The following is a 20,275-nucleotide window of genomic DNA, read 5'->3' as shown; positions in this document are numbered from 1 at the left end:
TGAGGGGTTCTCGTGGTTTCGCGTGGGTGGGGACTGAAGGTCGCCGTCGCCGTCGTGGTGGCGGCACTGCTGGGCGTGGGCACCTGGGGTGGACTGCGCCTCCTCGGTCGTGACGGCGACGCGGCCCGTGCCGCCGCCGAGCGGGTGGCGGAGGGGCTGTCGCAGGGTGGGTTCGCCGGTGACCCGGTCGCCGTGGACGCGGCGGGCCGGGTGCCCGACCTCGAGCCCCTGGTGCGGGGGCTGGGAGCAGCCACGCACACGGTGCGGGTCGCCTCCGTGACCGAGCCGGAGGGTGGTCGCGCCACGGCGACGTTGACCCACGAGTGGACCCTGACCGGGTCGGAAGGACCCTGGACCTACGAGACGCGGCTCGACCTGCGCGAGACCGACGGCGACTGGGCGGGCGTCTGGGAGCCGAGCGTGCTGGCCCCCGACCTCGCGGTCGACGAGACCCTGCGGCTGACCCGCGTCCAGGCCGAGCGGGCCGACATCCTCGCCGAGGACGGCACCCCGATCGTCACCCTGCGCGACGTCGAGCGAATCGGCATCGACAAGACCAAGGTCGGCGCGCAGGAGGCGCTCACCTCGGCTGCGGCCCTGGCCGAGGCCCTCGACATCGACGGTGCCAACTACGTCGCGGCGGTGAGGAACGCCGGGGCGCGGGCCTTCGTGCCGGCACTCACCGTGCGCACCGGCAGCCCGCAGGCCGCTGCCGCCCGGCAGTCCTCGGCGCCGGGCGTCCTCATCATCCCGGCGAAGCAGTCGCTCGCGCCGACCGCCACCTTCGCCCGGCCGGTCCTCGGCATCGTCGGCGAGGCGACCGCGGAGATCATCGAGAAGTCCCTGGGGACCGTCGCCGCGGGCGACCAAGTGGGCATCGGCGGCCTCCAGGAGAGCCTCAACGACCGCCTCGCCGGGCAGCCGGGTGTCACGGTGTCCGCTGTGAAGGCCGGCGCGAACCCGCGCGTGCTGTTCCAGACCACTCCGAAGGCGTGGGATCCCGTCACCGTGACCCTCGACGTCGCCGCGCAGGAGGCCGCCGAGACGGTCCTCGCCGACGTCGCCCCCGCCTCGGCGGTCGTCGCCATCCGCCCCTCGACCGGCGCCGTGGTCGCCGCGGCCAGCGGGCCCGGGAGCAAGGGTGCATCGACCGCGACGCAGGGCCGCTACGCCCCGGGGTCGACCTTCAAGACGGTGTCGACGCTCGCCCTGCTGCGCGCCGGGACGACGCCTGCCACCAGCGTCGAGTGCACGCCCACCGTCACCGTCGACGGGCGCTCCTTCAAGAACGTCGACGGCTACCCGACCTCGGCGCTCGGCTCGGTGCCGTTCCGCTCCGCCTTCGCCAACTCGTGCAACACCGCGTTCATCCGCGCGGGGGAGCCGCTGGACCCCGCCGCGCTGCCCGCCGCGTCCGCCGGTCTGGGCCTCACGGCCGAGCCGTCGCTCGACGTGCCGTCCTTCCTCGGGTCGGTTCCCGAGCCGAAGCCCGGGACGGACGAGGCGGCCACGATGATCGGGCAGTCCAAGGTGCTCGCCTCGCCGCTGGGGATGGCGACGGTGGCCGCCTCCATCGCGGCGGGTGAGCCGGTCACCCCGCAGCTGGTCGTGACCAGGGACAGCGGTGACGACGCCACGGCGAGCCCGTCCCCTTCGGCCACTCCCACCGTCCGTCCGACCGCCTCGAGTCCTCCGCCCCCTCCGCCGCAGGCGCCCGTGACGGCAGCCGAGGCCGCGACCCTGCGCGAGCTCATGCGTGGCGTCGTCGAGCAGGGCAGCGGTCGCTTCCTCGCCGACGTCCCGGGCGAGCCGGTCCTCGCCAAGTCGGGCACCGCCGAGTTCGGTGACGCGAGCGCCCTCAAGGAGCACGCCTGGATGATCGCCATCCAGGGCGACCTCGCCGTCGCCGTGTTCGTCGAGGAGGGTGAGGGCGGGGCGGCCACCGCCGGCCCGCTGCTCGAGGCCTTCCTCCGCGCCGTGCCCTGAGGCCTCAGCAAGGGAACAGTTCCGTTGCCCGGGACCCCCTTTCCGGGGGAGGCGGGAAACAGGTCAGCGCTTCGTGGCCTCGAGACGGCGCAGCGCCTCGCGCCGCTCCTCGGCGTGGTCGACGATCCGCCGCGGGTAGTCGTGGACGTACCCGTCATCGTGCTCCCACGGCTGGTGCGCGGCCTTGCCCCGCAGGTGCGCCAGCTCCGGCACCCAGCGCCGCACGTACTCGCCGTCGGGGTCGAACTTCTCGCCCTGCGTCACCGGGTTGAAGACGCGGAAGTACGGCGAGGCGTCCGTCCCCGTGCCCGCCACCCACTGCCACCCGTGGTTGTTGGAGGCGATGTCACCGTCGACGAGGTGGTCGAGGAAGTGGCGCGCGCCGACGGGCCACCACACGTGGAGGTCCTTGGTGAGGAAGCTCGCGGTGATCATCCGCACCCGGTTGTGCATCCAGCCCTCGGCGAGCAGCTGACGCATCCCGGCGTCGACGATCGGGTACCCGGTCGTCCCCGTGCGCCACGCCTCGATGGCGTCCGCCGGCTCGTCGTAGGTCATCCCGGCGAGCGAGTCGCGCAGGTCGCTCCACGCGCTGCTCGGGTTGTGCCACAGCACGTCCGCGTAGAACTCGCGCCACCCCAGCTCGTCGACGAACGTCTCCTTGCCCTCCCCGCGCCGGCTCGCGAGGTCGGCGAGCAGCGTGCGCGGGTGCACCACCCCGAGCTTGAGGTACGGCGACATCCGGGACGTCCCGTCCGTCGCCGGACGGTCCCGGTCGTGGGCGTAGGCCGTGAGCGCGTCGTCGAGGAACTCCCGCCACCGCGCCGACGCACCCTGCTCGCCGGGGACGGGCAGGTCCGGCAGGTCCTTCTGCGCCAGGGCCTCGGTGACCGCCTTCGTCGCCTCGGCGTCGCCCCGCACCGTCCGCAGCGGCAGCGTCCTCGGTCGCGGAGCCGGGTCCGGCCACCCGTGCGCGCGCCACGCCTTCGCGAACGGCGTGAAGACCTTGTATGCCGTCCCGCTCCCGTTGGTCACGAGACCGGGCCCGACGGCATACGGCGTCCCGGTCTCGACCCACTCGACACCGGTGGACGACAGCGCCGAGGCGACCGCCTCGTCGCGGCGTCGGCCGAAGGGGGTGCTCTCGCGGGTGACGTGGACCGACGACGCCCCGACGCGCTCGGCGAGCTCCGGCACGACGGTGCGCGGGTCCCCCCAGAGCAGGGTCAGGGCGTCGTCGAACTCCTCGCGGGCCCACTCGAGGGTGGCGGCGAGCCAGGCACGACGTGCCGGCCCGCCGCCGGACCACAGGACCGGGTCGATGACGTACGCGACGACGAGGTCGTCGCCGGAGGCGTCACGCGCCGCGAGCAGGGCAGGGTGGTCGCTGCGGCGCAGGTCGCGGCGCAGCCAGAGGATCGAGGTCACGCCCCGATCGTGTCACCTCAGACCGGGATGGGACCGGTGTAGTAGCGCTGCACGTAGACCTTGGAGATGTAGACGCTCCCGCTCACCTTGACGGCGGCCGGCTGCATCGTCGACCCGTACCCGGCGGGAGTCGTCCACGACTTCGTGCACCGCGTGACGAGGGTCGAGCTGTTGCTGAAGGCCACGACGGTGCCGTAGGCCGTGGGCTGGAGGTTCGCCTTGCCGATGCCCCGCCCGACGACGCAGTACCGGTGGGCCACGCGCTGCGTGGGCACGAACGAGCGCCCGAGGAGGGTCCACGAGGTCGTGGTCAGGCTCTTGCCGACGGCGGACGACGAGATGGTGCCCCAGCCCGCGGCGTGGGCGGGTGCTGCCGAGGTCACCGCGATGCCGGCCGAGATGGCGGCTGCGGCGGCGGCGCCGATGAGTCGTGTGCGCATGGAACTTCTCCCCGAGTTGGTCGATGTCCGGCCACCTGGCCGGCCCCACTGGATTGTTGCCCGGTGCAGGGCCTGCTGTGACCCCACGAAAGCGCGGACCTCGACCCGGTCAGGGGAAGCGGAGGGCCGCCTCGATGACGTCCGCCTCGCGCCGAAGGTCCGCCGCGCGGTCCGGGCGGCCCGCCTCCTCGATCTCCTCGGAGGCCGCACGCCGTTCGGCGATCTCGGCCTCGACCAGCGCGACGACGTCCTGCGGGGTGAGGACGCGACGCTGCGCCTCGCTCGAGCCGAGGCCGGTCGTGGCACCGGCGACCGGGCCGTCGCCGAGGGTCGGGGTGACCTCCGACGCCGTCAGCGCCTCCGCGTTGTCGATCGCGCCGAGGGTCGAGCGGAGCGCGCCGGCGGCGAGCGCGTCCCGGTGCTTGATGGCGCGGGTCAGGTGCGTGCGCAGGACGGTGCGCAGGTCCGGCTCGGACGGGTTCATGCCCCGATCCTGCCCGCTCGGGCGGTGGTTGCGCGAGGAATCAGCCGGTCGGGCGAAAACTCCTGAGCCGCAGGCTGTTCGTCACGACGAACACCGACGAGAGCGCCATCGCCGCTCCCGCGAGCATGGGGTTGAGCAGCCCGGCGGCGGCCAGCGGGATGGCGGCGACGTTGTAGCCGAACGCCCAGAACAGGTTCCCCTTGATCGTCGAGAGGGTGCGCCGGGCCAGGCGGATCGCGTCGGGGGCGACGCGCAGGTCGCCGCGCACCAGGGTGAGGTCGCTCGCCTCGATCGCGACGTCGGTGCCGGTGCCCATCGCCATGCCGAGGTCCGCGGCGGCGAGCGCGGCCGCGTCGTTGACACCGTCCCCGACCATGGCGACGACGCGCCCCTCGCGCTGGAGGCGTCGCACGACCTCCACCTTGTCGGCGGGCAGCACGTCGGCGACGACGTTCGCGGGGTCGATGCCCACCTCGGCGGCGACCGCACGCGCCGCCTGGGCGTTGTCGCCGGTGACGAGGTGGGGTATCAGTCCGAGGTCGCGCAGCCGCGAGATCGCCTCTGCCGACGTCGGTTTCACGGTGTCGGCGACGGTGAGGACGCCGCGTGCCTGCCCGTCCCAGCCGATGACGACCGGGGTCGCGCCGGTGCTGCGGGCGTCGGACAGGGCCGCCTCGAGCTCGGGGCCGAGCCCGATCGACCAGTCGGAGAGGAGCTGCGGGCGGCCGACGACGACCGCCCGGCCGTCGACGACCCCGTGGACGCCGAGGCCGTCGGTGCTCGTGAAGCCCTCGACGGGTGAGCGGTCCAGCCCGGCCGCGTCGCCCGCGTCGACGATCGCGCGGGCGATCGGGTGCTCCGAGCCGTGCTCGATCGAGGCGGCGACGGCGAGGACCTCGTCGTGGTCCTCCCCGGGAGCGGCGACGACGTCGCGCAGCGTCATCTGCCCGGTGGTCACCGTGCCGGTCTTGTCGAGGATGACGGTGTCGACCCGGCGGGTGGACTCGAGGACCTCGGGACCCTTGATGAGGATGCCGAGCTGGGCGCCGCGGCCGGTGCCGACCATGAGGGCGGTCGGCGTCGCCAGCCCCAGCGCGCAGGGGCAGGCGATGATGAGCACCGCGACGGCGGCGGTGAACGCGGGCGCCCACCCGCCCCCGGTGCCGAGCCAGAAGCCGAGGGTGCCGACGGCCAGGGCGATGACGACCGGGACGAAGACCCCGGAGATGCGGTCGGCGAGGCGCTGGACCTCGGCCTTGCCGTTCTGGGCGTCCTCGACGAGCCGGGCCATCTGGGCGAGCTGGGTGTCCCCGCCGACGCGGGTCGCGCGCACGACGAGGCGGCCCCCCGAGTTGACGGTGGCGCCCACGACGGCGTCGCCGACCCCGACCTCGACCGGGACGGACTCGCCGGTGAGCATCGAGGTGTCGAGCGCCGAGGCGCCCTCGGTGACGGTGCCGTCGGTGGCGACCTTCTCGCCGGGGCGGACGACGAACTCGTCGCCCACGACGAGCCGGTCGACGGGGATGCGCTGCTCACCGCCGTCGCGCAGAACGGCGACGTCCTTGGCGCCCATCTCGAGGAGGGCGCGCAGGGCCGCCCCCGAGCGGCGCTTGGCCCGGGCCTCGGCGTAGCGCCCGGCGAGGAGGAACGTCGTCACGCCTGCCGCGGCCTCGAGGTAGATGTTGCCGGCGCCGTCGGTGCGCTCGATGGTGATCTCGAAGGGGTGGGTCATCCCCGGCGTCCCGGCGGTGCCGAGGAAGAGCGCGTAGAGCGACCACCCGAACGCGGCCAGGGTCCCGATCGAGATGAGCGTGTCCATCGTCGTCGCGCCGTGCCGCAGGTTGACCCAGGCGGCCCGGTGGAACGGCCAGGCGCCCCAGACGACGACGGGCGCCGCGAGCACGAGCGAGAGCCACTGCCAGAAGGTGATCTGCAGGGCGGGGACCATCGCCATCGCGACGACCGGCACGGAGAGGGCGGTCGAGATGAGCAGCCGGTCGCGCAGGGCCCGGGTCGGGTCCGCGGTGGCCGCGTCGTCCCCAGCGTCGCGCGGTGCGCCGGGGGCGGGAGGCAGGGTCGCGGCATACCCCGCCTGTTCGACGGTGGTGAGCAGGTCGGCGGGCGAGATGGTCTCGGGGAACTCGACCCGCGCCTTCTCGGTGCTGTAGTTGACGGTCGCGGTGACGCCGTCGAGCTTGTTGAGCTTGCGCTCGATCCGGTTGGCGCACGAGGCGCAGGTCATCCCGGTGATGTCGAGGTCGACGGTGTTCGTCACTGGAACGGGTCCTCCTTCCACGGTTCGAGGGGTGTGCCGGCGGTGACGGTGAAGGCGGCGGTCCGCACCACCCCGGCGTGCCGGAAGTCGAGGAACAGCCGGTACGTGCCCGACGTCGGGACGGTCGTGCCGAAGGTGACGTCCGGACCGGGGGCGGTGCTGCCGTCGCCGGGCTCACCCTCGGGGTGGACGTGGAGGTAGGCGAGGTCGCCGCCGCGGAGGGCGACGAGGTGCCCGTACGCGCCGAGGTAGGGCTGGAGGTCGGTGACCGGTGCGCCGCCGCGGCTCACCGACAGGGTGACGTCGGAGTCGGTGCCGGGGACGAGGTCGCCCTCGAGCGTCACCGTGTAGCCGTCGACCGTGGCCGTGCGGACGTCCTTCTGCGGCGCCGTCGTCGGCGTGTAGCTCCCGTGGACGAACAGGTCGGCACCGAGGGTCATCGGCTCCGCGCCGGTGGGGGCCATGTCGGCGAAGACGCGCCACGCCCCGGGCGCGAGGTCGAGCGGCGTGCTCCACGTGCCGTCGGCGGCGCGGGTCGGGTGCACGTGCCGGAAGCCGGAGAAGTCCCGGCGCACGACGATGAGGTGCAGCTCCTTCTCGTGCTGCGGCGTGAACTCGGTGACCGGCTTCCCGTCGGGGCCCTCGATGACGAGCTCGAGCTCACCCCGGGGGGCGGCGGCGAAGGCGTCGGGGTCCAGGCGCAGGGCGTACCCGTCCTGGGACACCTGCAGCCCGCGGGGGAGCGAGCCGGCAGGGTCGGCCTGCGTGGGCTCGGGCTCGGGCTGCGGCTCGCCGGCGTGGCCGTGACCGTCGTCGCTCGCGCTCGCCGGCGCCGAGCCCACGGGGCCGACGACCCGGCCGGCGGCGACGGTGACGCCGAAGACGGCCGCGAGGGCGGCGAGGAACGCGACGACGCGCACGGGGGTGCTCATCCCAGCTGGTAGCCGGCTTCCTCGACGGCGGCGCGCACGGCGTCGTCCTCGAGCGGCGTCGTGCTCATGACGGTCACGGCTCCGGTGGCGAGGTCGACGTCGACCGACTCGACGCCGTCGATCTCGGTGACCTCCTCGGTGACCGACGCGACGCAGTGGCCGCAGGTCATGCCGGTGACGGTCCAGGTGTTCGTGCTGCTCATCGGGTTCTCGCTCTCGTCGAAGGGGTGGTCAGGACCGGACGAGGCGGGCGATCGCGTCGCTCGCCTCCTTGAGCTTGGCGTCGGCCTCGGGCCCGCCCTGGCGCGCCGCGTCGGCGACGCAGTGGCTCATGTGCTCGTCGAGCAGGCCGAGTGCGACCGACTGGAGGGCCTTCGTCATCGCCGAGATCTGGGTGAGGATGTCGATGCAGTACTTCTCCTCGTCGACCATCTTCTGGATCCCGCGCGCCTGGCCCTCGATGCGGCGGAGCCGCTTGAGGTAGTCGTCCTTGTGGTGGTGGGCGATGTAGCCGTGCTCGTGGCCCGCGTGCTCCGTCATGCCTCGATACTATACCCCCCTTGGGTATGCCGCACCAAGGGGGTCCGGGGTCAGTGCCGTCCGTGCCGGTCCCGGCTGCGCAGGCGACCGGCCGGGAGCTCGGGCGCGGGCAGCCAGGCCAGCCGGCCGGCATACCCCTCGACCTCGCCGAAGCGCTCGGCCCGCGACTGCCACTGCTCCCGGAACGCGACGATCTCGTCGTGGTCGCGCCCGATGAAGTTCCACCACATGACGATCGGCTCGTCGTAGGGCGTGCCGCCGAGCAGCACCGCGCGGGTGGGCTCCTCGGCGACGAGGGTGAGCTCGGTGAGGCCGGCGTCGACGACGCCCAGGTCGCCGTGCCCGAGCCAGGTCCCGCAGAACGTGGCGCTTCCGGTGTCCACGAGGAGGGCGTGCTCGTATGCCGGGTCCGCCGGGACCGTCCACGACGCACCTGCCGCGAGGGTCACCTCGGCCCCGAGGAGCGGGGTTCGCGTCCGGACGGGGGAGCCGTGGCCGTCGAGGGTGCCGATGAACACGCGGGCGTCCACGCCCTCGGCCAGGGAGACGACGGGGGCGGCGTGGTGCTGGAACTCGCGCTCGAGGTCGCGGTCGTCCTCGGGAAGGACGACCCACAGCTGGACGCCGTGCAGGGTCGTCGTGTCGGGCGTCGACACCTCCGAGTGGGCGATGCCGTGGCCGCTCGTCATGAGGTTGACCTCGCCCGGCCGGACCATGGCGTGCACGCCACCGCTGTCGCGGTGCTCGACCTCGCCCGCGAACAGCCAGCTCACCGTCTGGAGCCCGGTGTGCGGGTGCGGCGGGACGTCCATCCCGCTCGTCGCCGCGACGTCATCGGGGCCGTAGTGGTCGACGAAGCACCACGCACCGACGAAGGAGCGGTCGCGGTGGGGGAGGGTGCGCCGCACCGTCATCGAGCGGGGGCCACCCAGCGGCACCTCGCGCGGAGTCAGGACGTGGACCTCGGTCATGGCGTTCCTCGGTGGTGTGGTGTCGTGGTCTCATGACCAGCATGGCTGATGACGTCGTCGTGACGAACAACGTGGAGCGGAACCGCTACGAGGCCCGCCTCGGCGACGAGGTGGCCGGCTTCGCGGCCTACCGGCTGTCCTCCGGGCTCATCGCGTTCACGCACACCGAGGTCGACGACCGCTTCGGGGGCCGCGGCGTGGGGTCGGCGCTCGCGAGGTTCGCCCTCGACGACGTGCGCGACACCGGCGAGCGGGAGGTGCTGCCGCTCTGCCCGTTCATCAAGGCCTGGATCGCGCGCCACCCCGACTACCGGTCGCTGGTGCACGTCGCCCCGGACGGGGAGATCGCGCCCTAGCGCCGCCCCTGGCTCTCGGTCGTCGGTGGGCCGTCGCCGCCGAGTGGCTTCTGCACCCACGTGACGTCACGCCACCGGCCGTGCTTCCAGCCGATCCGGCGGTACGTGCCGACCGTCTCGAACCCGAGCGCGCGGTGCAGCGCGAGGCTCGCGTCGTTGGGCAGGGTGATCCCGCCGCACGCCATCCGCATGCCGAGTGCCTCCATCCGGTCGAGCAGGGCGGCGTAGAGGGTCCGGCCGGTCCCACCGCCCCGGCCGGCGGGGTCGACGTAGACGCTGACCTCGCACGAGAAGCGGTAGGCCGCCCGCGCCTTGAACGGTCCGCCGTAGGCGTAGCCGACGACGACGCCGTCGCGCTCGGCGACGAGCCAGGCGTGGCGCTACTGGGCGGCGGCGATGCGCCCGGCCACCGCTGCGGCCGTGGGCGCGACCCCCTCGAACGTCGCCGTCGAGTGCTCGACGTAGTGCGCGTAGATGGCGGCGCAGCGGGCGGCGTCGTCGCTCGTCGCGTCACGCACCTGCTCCTGTGGGCGGGGCGTCATGACGTCATCCTTCCTGACTCCCGGACGCCGTTTCCGGCATGGCCGTCACCGGGCGGGTCTAGCGTCGGTCCATGGCAACTCACGAGGAGAAGTGGCCGGCAGGGACGCCCTGCTGGGTGGACGTCAGCGTGAGCGACCTGGCCCGCAGCCAGGCGTTCTACACCTCGGTTCTCGGCTGGGAGTTCGAGGAGAGCAGCGCCGAGTACGGCGGCTACACCAACGCCCACCTCGGCGGCCGCAAGGTCGCCGGGATGTCACCCCCGATGGAGGGGATGGACTGGCCGACGGTGTGGTCGACCTACTTCGCGACCGACGACGTGGAGGCGACCGCCGCGGCGGCGACCGGGGCCGGGGCGCAGCAGATCTTCGAGCCCATGGACATCGGTGCCTTCGGGCGGATGGCGATGTGGGCCGACGCCGCCGGCGTCCCGTTCGGGGCGTGGGAGTCGCGCGAGCACACCGGCTTCGACGCGCACAACGAGCACGGGTCCGTCGCCTGGATCGACCTCGTCTCCGCGGGTCTGGCGGACTCGAAGTCGTTCTACGGCACGGTCTTCGGCTTCACCTACGAGGACACCCCGGTGGAGGGCTTCGAGTACACGATGTTCACCCCGCCGGGGGCGGACCAGCCGGCGGGTGGCATGGGCCTGGCCCAGCCCGACGACGCGCTGGGGCCCCGCTGGTGCGTGACCTTCGAGGTCGACGACGTCGACGCGGCCCGGCAGCGCGTCGTCGACGCCGGCGGTGACGCACCCACCGAGCCGTGGGACTTCGAGTACGGGCGCGTCACCACCGTCAAGGGGCTCGACGGCGAGGAGTTCTCGCTCATGACCTCGAAGCCGTTCGGGGAGGTCCCGGCGCCCGGAGAGGGCTGAGTCAGCGGGCGCGGCTGACCCTGGCCTCGTCCCACACCGGCTCCGGTGTCTCGACGACGCGGCCGTCGCTGCCGAAGACGAGGAAGCGCTCGAAGCTGCGCGCGAACCACCGGTCGTGGGTCACGGCGAGCACGGTGCCCTCGAACGCGGTGAGCGCCTGCTCGAGTGCTTCGGCCGAGTGCAGGTCGAGGTTGTCGGTGGGCTCGTCGAGGAGCAGCAGGGTCGCCCCGCTCAGCTCGAGCAGGAGGATCTGGAAGCGCGCCTGCTGCCCGCCCGAGAGCGAGTCGAAGGTCTGCTCACCCTGCCGGGCCAGCTCGTAGCGGTCGAGGACCCGTGACGCCTCCTCCCGCCCGCGGCCGGTCCGGTGGTCGTCGCCGCGGTGCAGGATGTCGAGCAGCGTGCGCCCGCGCAGGGCGGGGGAGTCGTGCGTCTGCGCGAACCAGCCGGGTCGGACGCGTGAGCCGAGCCGGGCGTTGCCGCGGTGCCGCACCGGCTCCGGCGGGATCTCGCCGACCGGCTGGTGCTCGACGTCCGGGTCGCTCCCGCCCGCGGCGAGGAGCCGGAGGAAGTGCGACTTGCCGGACCCGTTCGACCCGAGCACGGCGACGCGTTCACCGAACCAGACCTCGAGGTCGAAGGGCCGCATGAGATCCGCCGCACCCGAGGTGGGGTCGGGGGCGAGCAGCTCGAGGCCGGTGCAGACGACGGCGCGCTTGGCCGTCCGGCCGCCGGTGAGGCGCATCCGGACGTTCTGGCTGATCGCGACCTTCTCGGGCGGCCCCGCCTTCTCGAACCGGTCGAGCTTGGTGACGGCCGCCTGGAGGCGGGAGGCCATGTCCGAGTTGTAGGCCGCCTTCTGCCGGTACATGATGACGAGCGCCTTGAGCTTGGCGTGCTCCTCGTCCCAGCGGCGGAGCTGCTCCTCGAGGCGGTCGTTGCGGTCGACCCTCGCCTGGTGCCACGTCGCGAACGACCCGGGGTGGGTCCACGCGGTCGCACCGTTGGCACCAGGTTCGAGGGTGACGACGGCCGTCGCGACCCGCGACAGCAGCTCCCGGTCGTGGCTGATGAAGAGCACCGTCTTGTCAGAGGCGATGAGCCGGTCCTCGAGCCACCGCTTGGCCGGCACGTCCAGGTAGTTGTCCGGCTCGTCGAGCAGCAGCAGGTCCGCGGGCCCGCTCAGCAAAGCCTCGAGGACCACACGCTTCTGCTCCCCTCCCGAGAGGGAGGTGACGGGGCGCCACTGGGCCCGCTCGAACGGCATACCCAGCGCCTGGATCGTCACCGTGTCCCAGACGGTCGTCTCGAACTCGTAGCCACCGGCGTCTCCCCAGTCGGCCAGCGCCTGCGCGTAGGCCATCTGCGACGGCTCGTCGTCGACCTCCATGATCCGCAGCTCGGCGGCGTCGACGGCACGTGCCGCCGTGCGGATCCGCTCGGGCGCGACGGACACGAGCAGGTCGCGGACGGTGGAGTCGTCGCGGACCTTGCCGATGAACTGGTTCATCACGGCCAGGGTCCCGGAGAGGGTGATCGCCCCCTCTTTCGCCGTGAGGCCGCCGGAGACGATCCGGGTCAGGGTGGTCTTGCCCGTCCCGTTGGGACCGATCAGCGCGACCCGCTGCCCGTCGCCGACGCGGAACTGGACGCCGTCGAGCAGAGGGCGTCCGTCGGGGAGCGTGAACCCGACCTGGTTGACCTCGAGATGTGCCACGGGAGTCGAGTCTCCCCCGTCGCGGGTCGCGCCGTCACCCGGGTTTCCGGACGGACGCGTCCTCGGCCCCGCAGGTAGGTTGGCGCCATGGCCACGGACACGCAGCACCCGCTCGACCTGTTCGGCATCGACGGGCTCATCAGCGCCGAGGACCGGGCCATGCGGGACACGGTCCGGTCCTTCCTCACCGCGGAGGTCCGCCCCCACGTGTCGGGGTGGTTCGAGGCCGGTTCCGTGCCGGTGCGGGACCTCGCGCTCCAGTTCGGTGGGCTCGGCCTGCTCGGCATGCACCTCGAGGGGTACGGGTGCGCGGGGACGAGCGCCACGGCATACGGGCTGGCCTGTGCGGAGCTGGAGGCGGTCGACTCCGGGGTGCGCAGCCTCGTCTCGGTGCAGGGCTCGCTCGCGATGTTCGCGATCTGGAAGCACGGCAGCGAGGAGCAGAAGCAGGAGTGGCTGCCGAGGATGGCGGCGGGGGAGGCGATCGGGTGCTTCGGCCTCACCGAGGCGGACTACGGGTCGAACCCCGCGGGCATGCGGACGCGCGCCCGTCGCGACGGTGACGACTGGGTGCTCGACGGGACGAAGATGTGGATCACCAACGGGTCCGTCGCCGACGTCGCCGTGGTGTGGGCGCGCACCGACGACAGCGACGGCTCGACCATCCGCGGGTTCGTCGTGCCGACCGACTCGGCCGGGTTCTCGGCGCCGGAGATCACCGGGAAGCTGTCGCTGCGGGCCTCGGTGACCTCGGAGCTCGTGCTCGAGGGGGTGCGGCTGCCCTCGTCGGCGATGCTGCCGGAGGCGCGGGGGCTGTCGGGGCCGCTGTCGTGCCTGTCGGAGGCGCGCTTCGGGATCATCTTCGGGGCCCTGGGGGCGGCGCGGGACTCGCTGGAGGTGGCCATCGCCTACACGCAGGACCGCGAGATCTTCGACAAGCCCCTCGCCGGCTATCAGATCACCCAGACCAAGCTCGCCGACATGACGCTCGAGCTGGGCAAGGGCATGCTGCTCGCGCTGCACCTCGGCGCGCTCAAGGACGCCGGGACGCTGCGGCCCGAGCAGGTGAGCCTGGGCAAGCTCAACTCCTGTCGTGAGGCGATCGCCATCGCGCGGGAGTGCCGGACGCTGCTCGGCGCCAACGGGATCGCGCTGGAGTACTCGCCGCTGCGCCACGCCAACAACCTCGAGTCGGTCCTCACCTACGAGGGCACGTCCGAGGTGCACCAGCTCGTCATCGGCCAGGCGCTCACCGGCCTGCCGGCGTTCCGCTGAGGGAATGATCCGGCCGGATAGTGGATTATCAGGTTTGGCCTAGACAGGCCTAGCAGGACACATCGAGGGAGAGTCATGACCGAGAGCTCGTTCGCCAGCGACTACGACGCGGCGCGGGAGCGGTTCGACCGGGGGGAGTACCGCGAGGCCGGTGCCCTGTTCCTGGAGCTCGTCGACCGCAGCGCCCTGGAGCCGCCCCTGCACGGGACGACGGAGCTGCGGTTGTACCTCGCGCGGTCGTACTACCACTCGGCGCAGCTCACCCGGAGCGAGGAGATCCTCCGGGCGATGCTCGTCGACAACCCGGACGACCACTACGCGCTGCTGCTCCTCGGGCGGACCCTGCAGCGCCAGAGCCGCCACGAGGAGGCCAAGCCGCACCTCGCAATGGCCAAGCTGCTCGGTGGGTACGACATCGAGGGGCCGGAGCTGCCCGGACGCTGAGCCCTCCGGGCGAAAGGGGCCCCGGTGAGGCGCGTCAGAACGGCGGCGGGGCGGGGTAGGCCGGGGTGATGTCGATGGTGATGGGTGGTGGGGGTCCGTCGCGGTCGAGGAGCTCGAGGTGGCGCCAGAGGTGGTCCTCGAGGAGGGTGTGGACCTCGTCGAGGTCGAGCGGCCGCAGCCGGGTGGGGCGGTGGGTCGGGCTCGCGGCGGCGGCGGCGGTTGCCGGTCGCCCGGGCTCGGTCGGCGCGGTCGGTGCCAGGGGCACGGTGGTGCGGTCGAGGTGGTCGATGGGGTGGGTGGTGGAGGTGCGTGCGGTGGGGTCGGTCCAGTGGGCGGTGCCGTCGGGGTCGAGGCGGACGGTCCAGCCGTGGCGTTGCTTGATGCGGTGGTGTCGGCGGCACAGGCACATGAGGTTGGTGGGGGTGGTGGCGCCGACGGGCCAGGCGATGACGTGGTCCTGGTCGGTGTACATGGCGTTGGTGGAGCAGCCGGGGAAGCGGCACCGGCCGTCGCGCAGGCGGACGAGGCGGGCCATGTCGGCGGGCACGACGTAGCCGTCGCTGCGGCGGGCGGCGTCCTTGCGGGCGCGTGTGGCCAGGGAGGCGGGGATGGTCCCGCCGGTCACGGCGCCGGTGTCGGGGTCGCACGTCAGTGGGCTCGAGGGAACGAGTCGGGTGGCGGCGGCGAGGGCGTCGAGGTCGAGCAGGGTGGGCACGGTGGATCCGAGCCCGCCGACCTCGGTCAGGTGTGGTGCCTGGGGCGGCCCGGTGGGTCGGTGCTCACCTGCGGGCGCCGTCGCTCCCGAGCTGCCGGCCGGGCGAGCAGAAGGCGCGCCGGGGTCACCGTGGGTTGGGTTACTGCCAACGTCGGAGTCGGTCGAGGCGGTGGCAGCGCTCGCGTTATTCGAGGTCGCGGCCGCGCTGGAGCCGGCAGGGACGTCGTCCGATCGGACCCGGGCACGGCCCCCGTCGCTGCTGGCGTCGCGGCGCGTCGCCGAGGTGGCGTCCGTCGCAGCCCCCGCCACGGTGGCGGCAGTGGTGGTGCCGGTGGGGTCGGCGTCATCGGAGGGGCTGGTTCGCGTTCGGGTGTGGGTCCCTGCAGCGGGTGCGGCGGGTGCGGCGGGTGCGGCGGGTGTGGGGGTGTCGGCGGGGACGGTGGCGTGGAGGTGGACGGTGACGGTGGCCTGGGCCAGGACGAGCTGGGCGAGGGCGTCGGCGCGGGCCTGGGCGAGGGTGAGGTCGGGGTGGGCGCGGCGCAGGGTGCGGGCGAGGGTGTCGACGGCCTGCCACATCGGGGCGGAGCGCTCGACGGGGAGCTCGGCCTCCCAGTGGTCGGTGCCCAGGGTGGCCGGGCAGCGGCGCACGAACCGTCCTTCGCGGGCGGCCTTGGCCTGTCCGGCGACGACGTCGGGGTGGGCGCGGGCGATCATCCGCCGGACCCGGGCCCGCAGGGGTCCGGTGGTCTCGTCCCACCGGCCTTTGGCGTCGTAGTGGGCGACGAGGGCGTCGACGATGGTGTGGGCGCCGTCGTCGGGGCAGATCTCGACCTCGGTGGTGACGACCCGGGCCCGCCAGGGGTCGAGGTCGCCGGCGAGCATCGCGGTGACGAGCTGGGGGGTGGTCGTCATCTGGTGCACGGCGACCTCGCACCGGGTCGTCGCGGCCTGGGCGGTGATCCCCAGGATCGGTCCGATCAGGCCGGGGGCGTCGAGGCACTCGTGGCCCAGCCCGCGGTGCTGCTCACCCCAGGTCCCGTCCGAGCATGTGACGTCCTCGATCGCGGCGACGTGGGCGACCGCGACGGTCTGCACCTCGGCGAGGGTGTTGCCGACCCGGTGGGTGACCTCGACCACCGACAGCAGCTGCTCCCGGCCGGCCGAGCCGGGGTCGCTGTGCCGCAACGCCTCCACGACCGAGGCGGTGGCCACCTCCAGGTTCGCGATCGCGGTGTCGAGCTCCATGACAGAACTCTAGAGGCCACCACTGACAGCCACCCCCGCCGCCAATCGGACTCCAGCACAACCGAATGTGGGGCTGCTCGAGGGCCGAACCGAGCGGCACGAAACCGCGATCCGGCTCCAGGCGCGACGCTCCCCGCAGAGCGGCCTCCAGTGGGGCGACCTCGGCGCCGCCGGGTTCCCCGTCCGAAGGACGCGGCGTAGTCCTTTCGGGCCACATGCGGACCAAACCCTGTACAAAGCATTGACAAAGAGGCGACCGAGGGCGTTCCCTTGGGGCAGTGCTCCACACGACCGGGGCTCACACGACCAAGGAGATCGCCATGAAGAGGATCGCCACCGCCGTGTCGGTGGGCGTCGTGCCGCGTGCGGGCACCGACGTCGCGTCGCTCCCGGACCCGCTGCCGCGCAGCGTCGTGCTCGCCGACCACCGTGCAGGCGACGACAGCCTGTTCATCTACCCCTGGTGCTGAGGTAGGCCCCTGCCCTCAGTGCCGGCCCCACAGCGCCGCCCCCCACTCTGAACAAACGGGTGGGGGGCGGCGTTCGTCTGCTCGGGACCGGGCGGTCAGGCGGGCTGCGTGCTCCCGGCGACGGCGAGCTGCGCCCGCAGCAGCGCGATGCCGTCGGCGAGGTCGTGGCCCAGGTGGTGCGCCCCCGTGATGTCCTCCTGGTAGCCGCCGCCCACAGCCACGACGACTGCGGGCGAACGCTCACGCAGACGGTTGACCACGGACTGGGCCGGCACCACGTCGGCGAGTCGCGGCACGGACAGCACAGCGGCCCCGGCGGAACGGCTGGAGACGGCGGACTCCCAGTCCGAGACCGGCAGGTCCGCGCCGAAGTACGCGGTGTCGAGCCCGGCCTGGCGCGCGGCCACCGCGAAGGCGAGCAGCCCGAGCTCGTGGCGTGACCCCGGCGGGAGGCCGAGGACGACGAGGGGTCCGCTTGTTGGCCGCGCAGCCCCCTCGTACAGCCCGGCCAGGCGGCGCTGCACGGCATAGCTGATGAGGTGCTCGCCGGCGGCGGTCATGCGCCCGTCGGCCCACGCGCCACCGACGGCGGTGAGGACGGGCATGAGCCACTGCGCGGCGACGACGGTGAAGTCGTCCCGCGCGAGCGCCCGGTCGAGGATGGCGCTCACCCGGTCGACGTCCAGCTCGGCCGCCGCCTCGATGAGCTGGTCCAGCTCGTCCAACGTGGCGAAGGACGGTGCCGAGCCGCCGGCCACCGACGAGACCGTCGCCGTGCCCGACCCGCTCACCCGCCGAAGCGTCTCTGCCGCAGCCTCGCTCGCGGTCCACCCGTCGTCGACGAGCGCGGCCATGATCGAGAGCGCCCGAACGTCGTTGTCGGAGTACAGCCGGTAGCGGCTCTCGGTGCGGGACGGGGACACGACGCCGTAGCGGCGCTCCCACGCCCGGAGGGTGGCGAGGCCGATGCCGGTGAGCTCCGCGGCGCGCTTGATCGTGTACATGGTTTGTCCAGCGTAGACCCGGCAGCGCCGGGAGGCCATCACCGCACGGAACGACCTGCCTCGAGCGCGAGGAGGTACGACTTCGCGGCCGGCCCACCGGCATACCCACCGACGTCGCCGTCGACCGAACCGCGGGCCGGCAGCACCCGGTGGCAGGGCACCACGACGCAGACCGGGTTCGCGCCCAGGGCCGAGCCCACGGCCCGCGCCGCTCCCGGACGCGAGATGGCGGCAGCCAGCTCCCCGTAGGTCGTCGACGCCCCGTAGCCCACCTGCGTCGCCAGCCCGGTGAGCACCGACCGCTGGAACGCGCTGGCCAGGGCCAGGTCGGGCGTCACCGAGAACCCGGTCGCCCGCCCGTCGAGGTAGGCGGCGAGCTCGCGACGGACCTGGTCCAGCCGCGCCGGGTGGCGCAGGACGCGAGGGGACACGACGTCCGCGACCCGCTGCAGCCAGGCGGACTCGGCCGCGGAGTCCGGGACGTACGCGCTCGTGACGAGCCGGCCGTCGGCGGTCATCGCGAGCAGGAGGCGGCCCACGGCGGTGTCCTCGACGGCATACGACACGTCCGACTCGGGCAGCAGCGGCGGGCGCACGGACGGGTCGAAGGACGACAGGACCGAAGCAGTCATCGCAGCTCCTCAGCATCGAGACGGAGAGTGGCGAGCGCGTCGGACACCAGCCGGCGGCTCATGGTGGGGGAGGTCCCCAGGGCGGTGGCGACGGCGCGGTGGTCGAGGTCGCCGACGTACTTGAGGACGACGGCCTCCCGCTGGCGCGGGGGCAGGGCGTCGACCCGCGCCCACAGCCCGTCGTCGGGCGCCACCGGCGCGGAGACCACCGGCGCGGCGGACAGCGAGGACGGGTCGTCGTGGAGCACCGTGCGGCGAGCGGCCCGGTGGGCGTCCATCGCGCAGCGGTGCGTGATCGTCAGCAGCCACCCCTTGAGGTTGCGGGTGCTCGTCACCCGCGGGTACGCCGCGAGCGCCTGCGTCCACGCCTGCTGCGCGACGTCGTCCCCGAGGTTCGGGCCGGCGAGCGCGTGCGCCAGGCGGGCCACGTCGCGCCAGTGCGCGTCGACGAGGGTCTGGAAGGGGGGAAGGCTCACGATGGGACAACGGTATGCCGCGAGGTCGTGTGAGTCGTTCGCGTCGCCAGGGGTCCGGCACTGCCACGATGGGCGCGTGGATGTTCCGACACCGTGGCATCGGCGTGAGGGGACTGGTCGGCCGCTCGTCGTGGCCCACCGGGGGGCCAGCTCGGAGGCCCCCGAGCACACCCTCGCCGCGTACACGACCGCCTTCGGCCTCGGCGTCGACGGGATCGAGTGCGACGTCCGGCTCACCGCCGACCACCACCTCGTCTGCGTCCACGACCGCCGTGCCGACCGGACGAGCAACGGTGACGGGGTGATCTCCACCCTCGAGCTCGCGCACCTCGAGGGCCTCGACTGGGGCAGCTGGAAGGACCTCGACGACGGCAGCGCACCCGAGGACGCGGACCGGGACCCCGAGCGCGGGCGCCTGCTCACCCTGCGACGGCTCCTCGACGCGCTCACCCAGCAGAACAACGAGCTCCTCACGCTCGTCGAGACCAAGCACCCCACCCGCTACGGCGGCCTCGTCGAGCGCCAGCTCGTCACGGTGCTGCGCGAGTTCGCGCTGACCGGCGGCGACCGCCCTCACCAGCCGCACCTGCGCGTCATGTCGTTCTCGCTGCTCGCGCTCATGCGGATGCGTGGGCTCGCGCCCGACGTCCCGCTCGTCTACCTCGTCGAGCAGTCGGCACCGCGGTTCTCCTGGGACGGCTCCCTCCCGAACGGCATCACCACCGTCGGGCTCGACGTGCGGATCGTGCGGCGCACCCCGTCGGTCGTGCGCGCCCACCACCGTCGCGGGCACACCGTCTACGTCTGGACGGTCAACGACGACGAGGACGTCGAGCGCTGCGCCGAGCTCGGCGTCGACGTCATCATCAGCGATCGACCACGCCACGTCCTCGCCCTGCTCGACTAGAGTCCCCGACGTGACCTCAGCGGAGACCGACGCGACCGACTCGCCCGACACGACGACCGGCACGACGACCGGCACGACGACCGGCACGGGCGACGCCCCCGTCGTGCCCGCGGGTCGCGCCCTCGACGAGTTCGGCGGCGCCATCGGCCGCGGCCAGGTGCGCACGATCCGGGCGCCCTGGGGCGCGTCGACGGTGACCCGCGTGCGGCAGGCGGTCGTGGCCGACCTTCGGGCCCGCGACCTCCCCGAGCAGACCATCGACGAGGCCGAGATCGTGGTGTCCGAGCTCATGACCAACGCCATCCGCCACGCGCGCCCCCTGGCCGACGGCTGCCTGCGGGTGCGCTGGAAGGTCCGCGGTGAGGTCGTCGAGCTCGAGGTCACCGACGGCGGTGGCGACACCGCGCCCGTGCCGGCGCCGGCCGCGGTCTGGGTGTCGAGCGGCCGCGGGCTGCGCATCATCCGTTCGCTCGCCCACGAGTGGGGCGTCGGCGAGGACAAGGGTGCGCAGACGGTGTGGGCCGCCGTGGGCGGACCGAGCCGTCGCCGCGCCACCTGACG

At 73.3% G+C, this 20,275-nt stretch carries 22 protein-coding genes and 1 pseudogene; 8 read left to right on the top strand and 15 right to left on the bottom strand.

The genetic code is table 11. The annotated features are described in order from the left end of the window. The first annotated feature begins 12 nt into the window (after positions 1-12). Entirely contained in the window at positions 13-1,986 is a 1,974-nt protein-coding gene (locus AC3EU2_RS06620; protein WP_488178920.1) for a penicillin-binding transpeptidase domain-containing protein, read from the top strand. A gap of 63 nt (positions 1,987-2,049) precedes the next feature. Here the strand turns inward: AC3EU2_RS06620 and AC3EU2_RS06615 are convergent, their stop codons facing one another. From AC3EU2_RS06615 to AC3EU2_RS06580, 8 genes are all read right to left on the bottom strand, one after another. Beyond that, entirely contained in the window at positions 2,050-3,414 is a 1,365-nt protein-coding gene (locus tag AC3EU2_RS06615; RefSeq protein WP_488178919.1) for a cryptochrome/photolyase family protein, read from the bottom strand. A gap of 17 nt (positions 3,415-3,431) precedes the next feature. Beyond that, complete coding sequence (locus tag AC3EU2_RS06610; protein ID WP_488178918.1) at positions 3,432-3,854, bottom strand: hypothetical protein; 423 nt, start codon at positions 3,852-3,854, stop codon at positions 3,432-3,434. Positions 3,855-3,963: 109 nt separating this feature from the next. Then, entirely contained in the window at positions 3,964-4,338 is a 375-nt protein-coding gene (locus AC3EU2_RS06605) for a GatB/YqeY domain-containing protein (protein ID WP_488178917.1), read from the bottom strand. 40 nt (positions 4,339-4,378) lie between these two features. Beyond that, entirely contained in the window at positions 4,379-6,616 is a 2,238-nt protein-coding gene (locus AC3EU2_RS06600; protein WP_488178916.1) for a heavy metal translocating P-type ATPase, read from the bottom strand. Continuing rightward, positions 6,613-7,548: a hypothetical protein gene (locus AC3EU2_RS06595; RefSeq protein WP_488178915.1), complete on the bottom strand. Its 936-nt coding sequence runs from the start codon at positions 7,546-7,548 to the stop codon at positions 6,613-6,615. Before AC3EU2_RS06595 ends, AC3EU2_RS06600 begins: the two co-directional genes overlap by 4 nt. Further along, positions 7,545-7,751, bottom strand: coding sequence for a heavy-metal-associated domain-containing protein (locus AC3EU2_RS06590; protein ID WP_488178914.1), 207 nt, complete (start codon positions 7,749-7,751; stop codon positions 7,545-7,547). Before AC3EU2_RS06590 ends, AC3EU2_RS06595 begins: the two co-directional genes overlap by 4 nt. 28 nt (positions 7,752-7,779) lie before the next feature. Then, the gene (locus AC3EU2_RS06585; protein WP_488178913.1) at positions 7,780-8,088 is read right to left on the bottom strand and encodes a metal-sensitive transcriptional regulator; all 309 of its coding nucleotides are present in this window, start codon (positions 8,086-8,088) and stop codon (positions 7,780-7,782) included. Between the two features lie 50 nt (positions 8,089-8,138). Beyond that, entirely contained in the window at positions 8,139-9,059 is a 921-nt protein-coding gene (locus tag AC3EU2_RS06580) for a pirin family protein (protein ID WP_488178912.1), read from the bottom strand. 41 nt (positions 9,060-9,100) lie between these two features. On the opposite strand from AC3EU2_RS06580, the gene AC3EU2_RS06575 reads away from it, so the two are divergent. Beyond that, complete coding sequence (locus tag AC3EU2_RS06575) at positions 9,101-9,415, top strand: GNAT family N-acetyltransferase (protein ID WP_488178911.1); 315 nt, start codon at positions 9,101-9,103, stop codon at positions 9,413-9,415. Here the strand turns inward: AC3EU2_RS06575 and AC3EU2_RS06570 are convergent. Next, positions 9,412-9,777: pseudogene (locus tag AC3EU2_RS06570) on the bottom strand (N-acetyltransferase family protein); the annotation flags it as partial. The gene AC3EU2_RS06575 and the pseudogene AC3EU2_RS06570 sit on opposite strands and share 4 nt — an antisense overlap. A gap of 18 nt (positions 9,778-9,795) precedes the next feature. Beyond that, positions 9,796-9,957 carry an N-acetyltransferase family protein gene (locus AC3EU2_RS06565; protein WP_488178910.1) on the bottom strand — a complete coding sequence of 54 codons (162 nt, stop codon included), beginning with the start codon at positions 9,955-9,957 and terminating at the stop codon, positions 9,796-9,798. 71 nt (positions 9,958-10,028) lie between these two features. Here AC3EU2_RS06565 and AC3EU2_RS06560 point away from each other — a divergent pair, with 71 nt between their 5' ends. After that, positions 10,029-10,832 (top strand): VOC family protein, encoded by an 804-nt coding sequence (locus tag AC3EU2_RS06560; RefSeq protein WP_488178909.1) that lies wholly within the window; start codon positions 10,029-10,031, stop codon positions 10,830-10,832. Between the two features lies 1 nt (position 10,833). Here the strand turns inward: AC3EU2_RS06560 and AC3EU2_RS06555 are convergent, their stop codons facing one another. Then, positions 10,834-12,546: an ABC-F family ATP-binding cassette domain-containing protein gene (locus tag AC3EU2_RS06555; protein WP_488178908.1), complete on the bottom strand. Its 1,713-nt coding sequence runs from the start codon at positions 12,544-12,546 to the stop codon at positions 10,834-10,836. Between the two features lie 87 nt (positions 12,547-12,633). On the opposite strand from AC3EU2_RS06555, the gene AC3EU2_RS06550 reads away from it, so the two are divergent. Both AC3EU2_RS06550 and AC3EU2_RS06545 read left to right on the top strand, forming a co-directional pair. Next, positions 12,634-13,821, top strand: a complete 1,188-nt coding sequence (locus AC3EU2_RS06550; RefSeq protein WP_488178907.1) for an acyl-CoA dehydrogenase family protein — start codon at positions 12,634-12,636, stop codon at positions 13,819-13,821. A gap of 75 nt (positions 13,822-13,896) precedes the next feature. Further along, positions 13,897-14,265 (top strand): tetratricopeptide repeat protein, encoded by a 369-nt coding sequence (locus AC3EU2_RS06545; RefSeq protein WP_488178906.1) that lies wholly within the window; start codon positions 13,897-13,899, stop codon positions 14,263-14,265. 34 nt (positions 14,266-14,299) lie between these two features. Here the strand turns inward: AC3EU2_RS06545 and AC3EU2_RS06540 are convergent, their stop codons facing one another. Further along, the gene (locus tag AC3EU2_RS06540; protein ID WP_488178905.1) at positions 14,300-16,225 is read right to left on the bottom strand and encodes an HNH endonuclease signature motif containing protein; all 1,926 of its coding nucleotides are present in this window, start codon (positions 16,223-16,225) and stop codon (positions 14,300-14,302) included. A gap of 320 nt (positions 16,226-16,545) precedes the next feature. Between AC3EU2_RS06540 and AC3EU2_RS06535 the strand changes: the two genes are divergently transcribed. After that, positions 16,546-16,695 (top strand): hypothetical protein, encoded by a 150-nt coding sequence (locus AC3EU2_RS06535; protein WP_488178904.1) that lies wholly within the window; start codon positions 16,546-16,548, stop codon positions 16,693-16,695. Positions 16,696-16,790: 95 nt separating this feature from the next. On the opposite strand, the gene AC3EU2_RS06530 is transcribed toward AC3EU2_RS06535, so the two are convergent. From AC3EU2_RS06530 to AC3EU2_RS06520, 3 genes are read right to left on the bottom strand one after another with little or no spacing between them, the layout of a single operon-like run. Beyond that, positions 16,791-17,699, bottom strand: coding sequence for a MerR family transcriptional regulator (locus AC3EU2_RS06530; RefSeq protein ID WP_488178903.1), 909 nt, complete (start codon positions 17,697-17,699; stop codon positions 16,791-16,793). A gap of 38 nt (positions 17,700-17,737) precedes the next feature. Further along, complete coding sequence (locus AC3EU2_RS06525; protein ID WP_488178902.1) at positions 17,738-18,331, bottom strand: methylated-DNA--[protein]-cysteine S-methyltransferase; 594 nt, start codon at positions 18,329-18,331, stop codon at positions 17,738-17,740. After that, complete coding sequence (locus tag AC3EU2_RS06520) at positions 18,328-18,807, bottom strand: RNA polymerase sigma factor (RefSeq protein ID WP_488178901.1); 480 nt, start codon at positions 18,805-18,807, stop codon at positions 18,328-18,330. The genes AC3EU2_RS06525 and AC3EU2_RS06520 overlap by 4 nt, the downstream gene beginning before the upstream one ends. A 76-nt stretch (positions 18,808-18,883) precedes the next feature. Between AC3EU2_RS06520 and AC3EU2_RS06515 the strand changes: the two genes are divergently transcribed. Together AC3EU2_RS06515 and AC3EU2_RS06510 are read left to right on the top strand one after the other, a co-directional pair. Further along, positions 18,884-19,714 (top strand): glycerophosphodiester phosphodiesterase family protein, encoded by an 831-nt coding sequence (locus AC3EU2_RS06515; protein ID WP_488178900.1) that lies wholly within the window; start codon positions 18,884-18,886, stop codon positions 19,712-19,714. 10 nt (positions 19,715-19,724) lie between these two features. Then, a complete protein-coding gene (locus AC3EU2_RS06510) occupies positions 19,725-20,273 on the top strand; it encodes an ATP-binding protein (protein WP_488178899.1) in 549 nt (182 codons plus the stop codon). The last annotated feature ends 2 nt before the right edge of the window (positions 20,274-20,275 follow it).

The sequence above is a fragment of the Knoellia sp. B-D-2 genome (genome assembly GCF_057714695.1).
This window is presented reverse-complemented; position numbering and strand designations above follow the sequence as displayed.

Excerpts from the sequence above, each read along its gene's own strand:
- AC3EU2_RS06580 (WP_488178912.1), bottom strand. The coding sequence starts at position 9,059 with ATGACCGAGGTCCACGTCCTGACTCCGCGCGAGGTGCCGCTGGGTGGC.
- AC3EU2_RS06605 (WP_488178917.1), bottom strand. The coding sequence starts at position 4,338 with ATGAACCCGTCCGAGCCGGACCTGCGCACCGTCCTGCGCACGCACCTG.
- AC3EU2_RS06535 (WP_488178904.1), top strand. The coding sequence starts at position 16,546 with ATGAAGAGGATCGCCACCGCCGTGTCGGTGGGCGTCGTGCCGCGTGCG.
- AC3EU2_RS06540 (WP_488178905.1), bottom strand. The coding sequence starts at position 16,225 with ATGGAGCTCGACACCGCGATCGCGAACCTGGAGGTGGCCACCGCCTCG.
- AC3EU2_RS06530 (WP_488178903.1), bottom strand. The coding sequence starts at position 17,699 with ATGTACACGATCAAGCGCGCCGCGGAGCTCACCGGCATCGGCCTCGCC.
- AC3EU2_RS06550 (WP_488178907.1), top strand. The coding sequence starts at position 12,634 with ATGGCCACGGACACGCAGCACCCGCTCGACCTGTTCGGCATCGACGGG.
- AC3EU2_RS06575 (WP_488178911.1), top strand. The coding sequence starts at position 9,101 with ATGGCTGATGACGTCGTCGTGACGAACAACGTGGAGCGGAACCGCTAC.
- AC3EU2_RS06545 (WP_488178906.1), top strand. The coding sequence starts at position 13,897 with ATGACCGAGAGCTCGTTCGCCAGCGACTACGACGCGGCGCGGGAGCGG.
- AC3EU2_RS06595 (WP_488178915.1), bottom strand. The coding sequence starts at position 7,548 with ATGAGCACCCCCGTGCGCGTCGTCGCGTTCCTCGCCGCCCTCGCGGCC.
- AC3EU2_RS06565 (WP_488178910.1), bottom strand. The coding sequence starts at position 9,957 with ATGACGCCCCGCCCACAGGAGCAGGTGCGTGACGCGACGAGCGACGAC.
- AC3EU2_RS06610 (WP_488178918.1), bottom strand. The coding sequence starts at position 3,854 with ATGCGCACACGACTCATCGGCGCCGCCGCCGCAGCCGCCATCTCGGCC.
- AC3EU2_RS06585 (WP_488178913.1), bottom strand. The coding sequence starts at position 8,088 with ATGACGGAGCACGCGGGCCACGAGCACGGCTACATCGCCCACCACCAC.
- AC3EU2_RS06560 (WP_488178909.1), top strand. The coding sequence starts at position 10,029 with ATGGCAACTCACGAGGAGAAGTGGCCGGCAGGGACGCCCTGCTGGGTG.
- AC3EU2_RS06590 (WP_488178914.1), bottom strand. The coding sequence starts at position 7,751 with ATGAGCAGCACGAACACCTGGACCGTCACCGGCATGACCTGCGGCCAC.
- AC3EU2_RS06525 (WP_488178902.1), bottom strand. The coding sequence starts at position 18,331 with ATGACTGCTTCGGTCCTGTCGTCCTTCGACCCGTCCGTGCGCCCGCCG.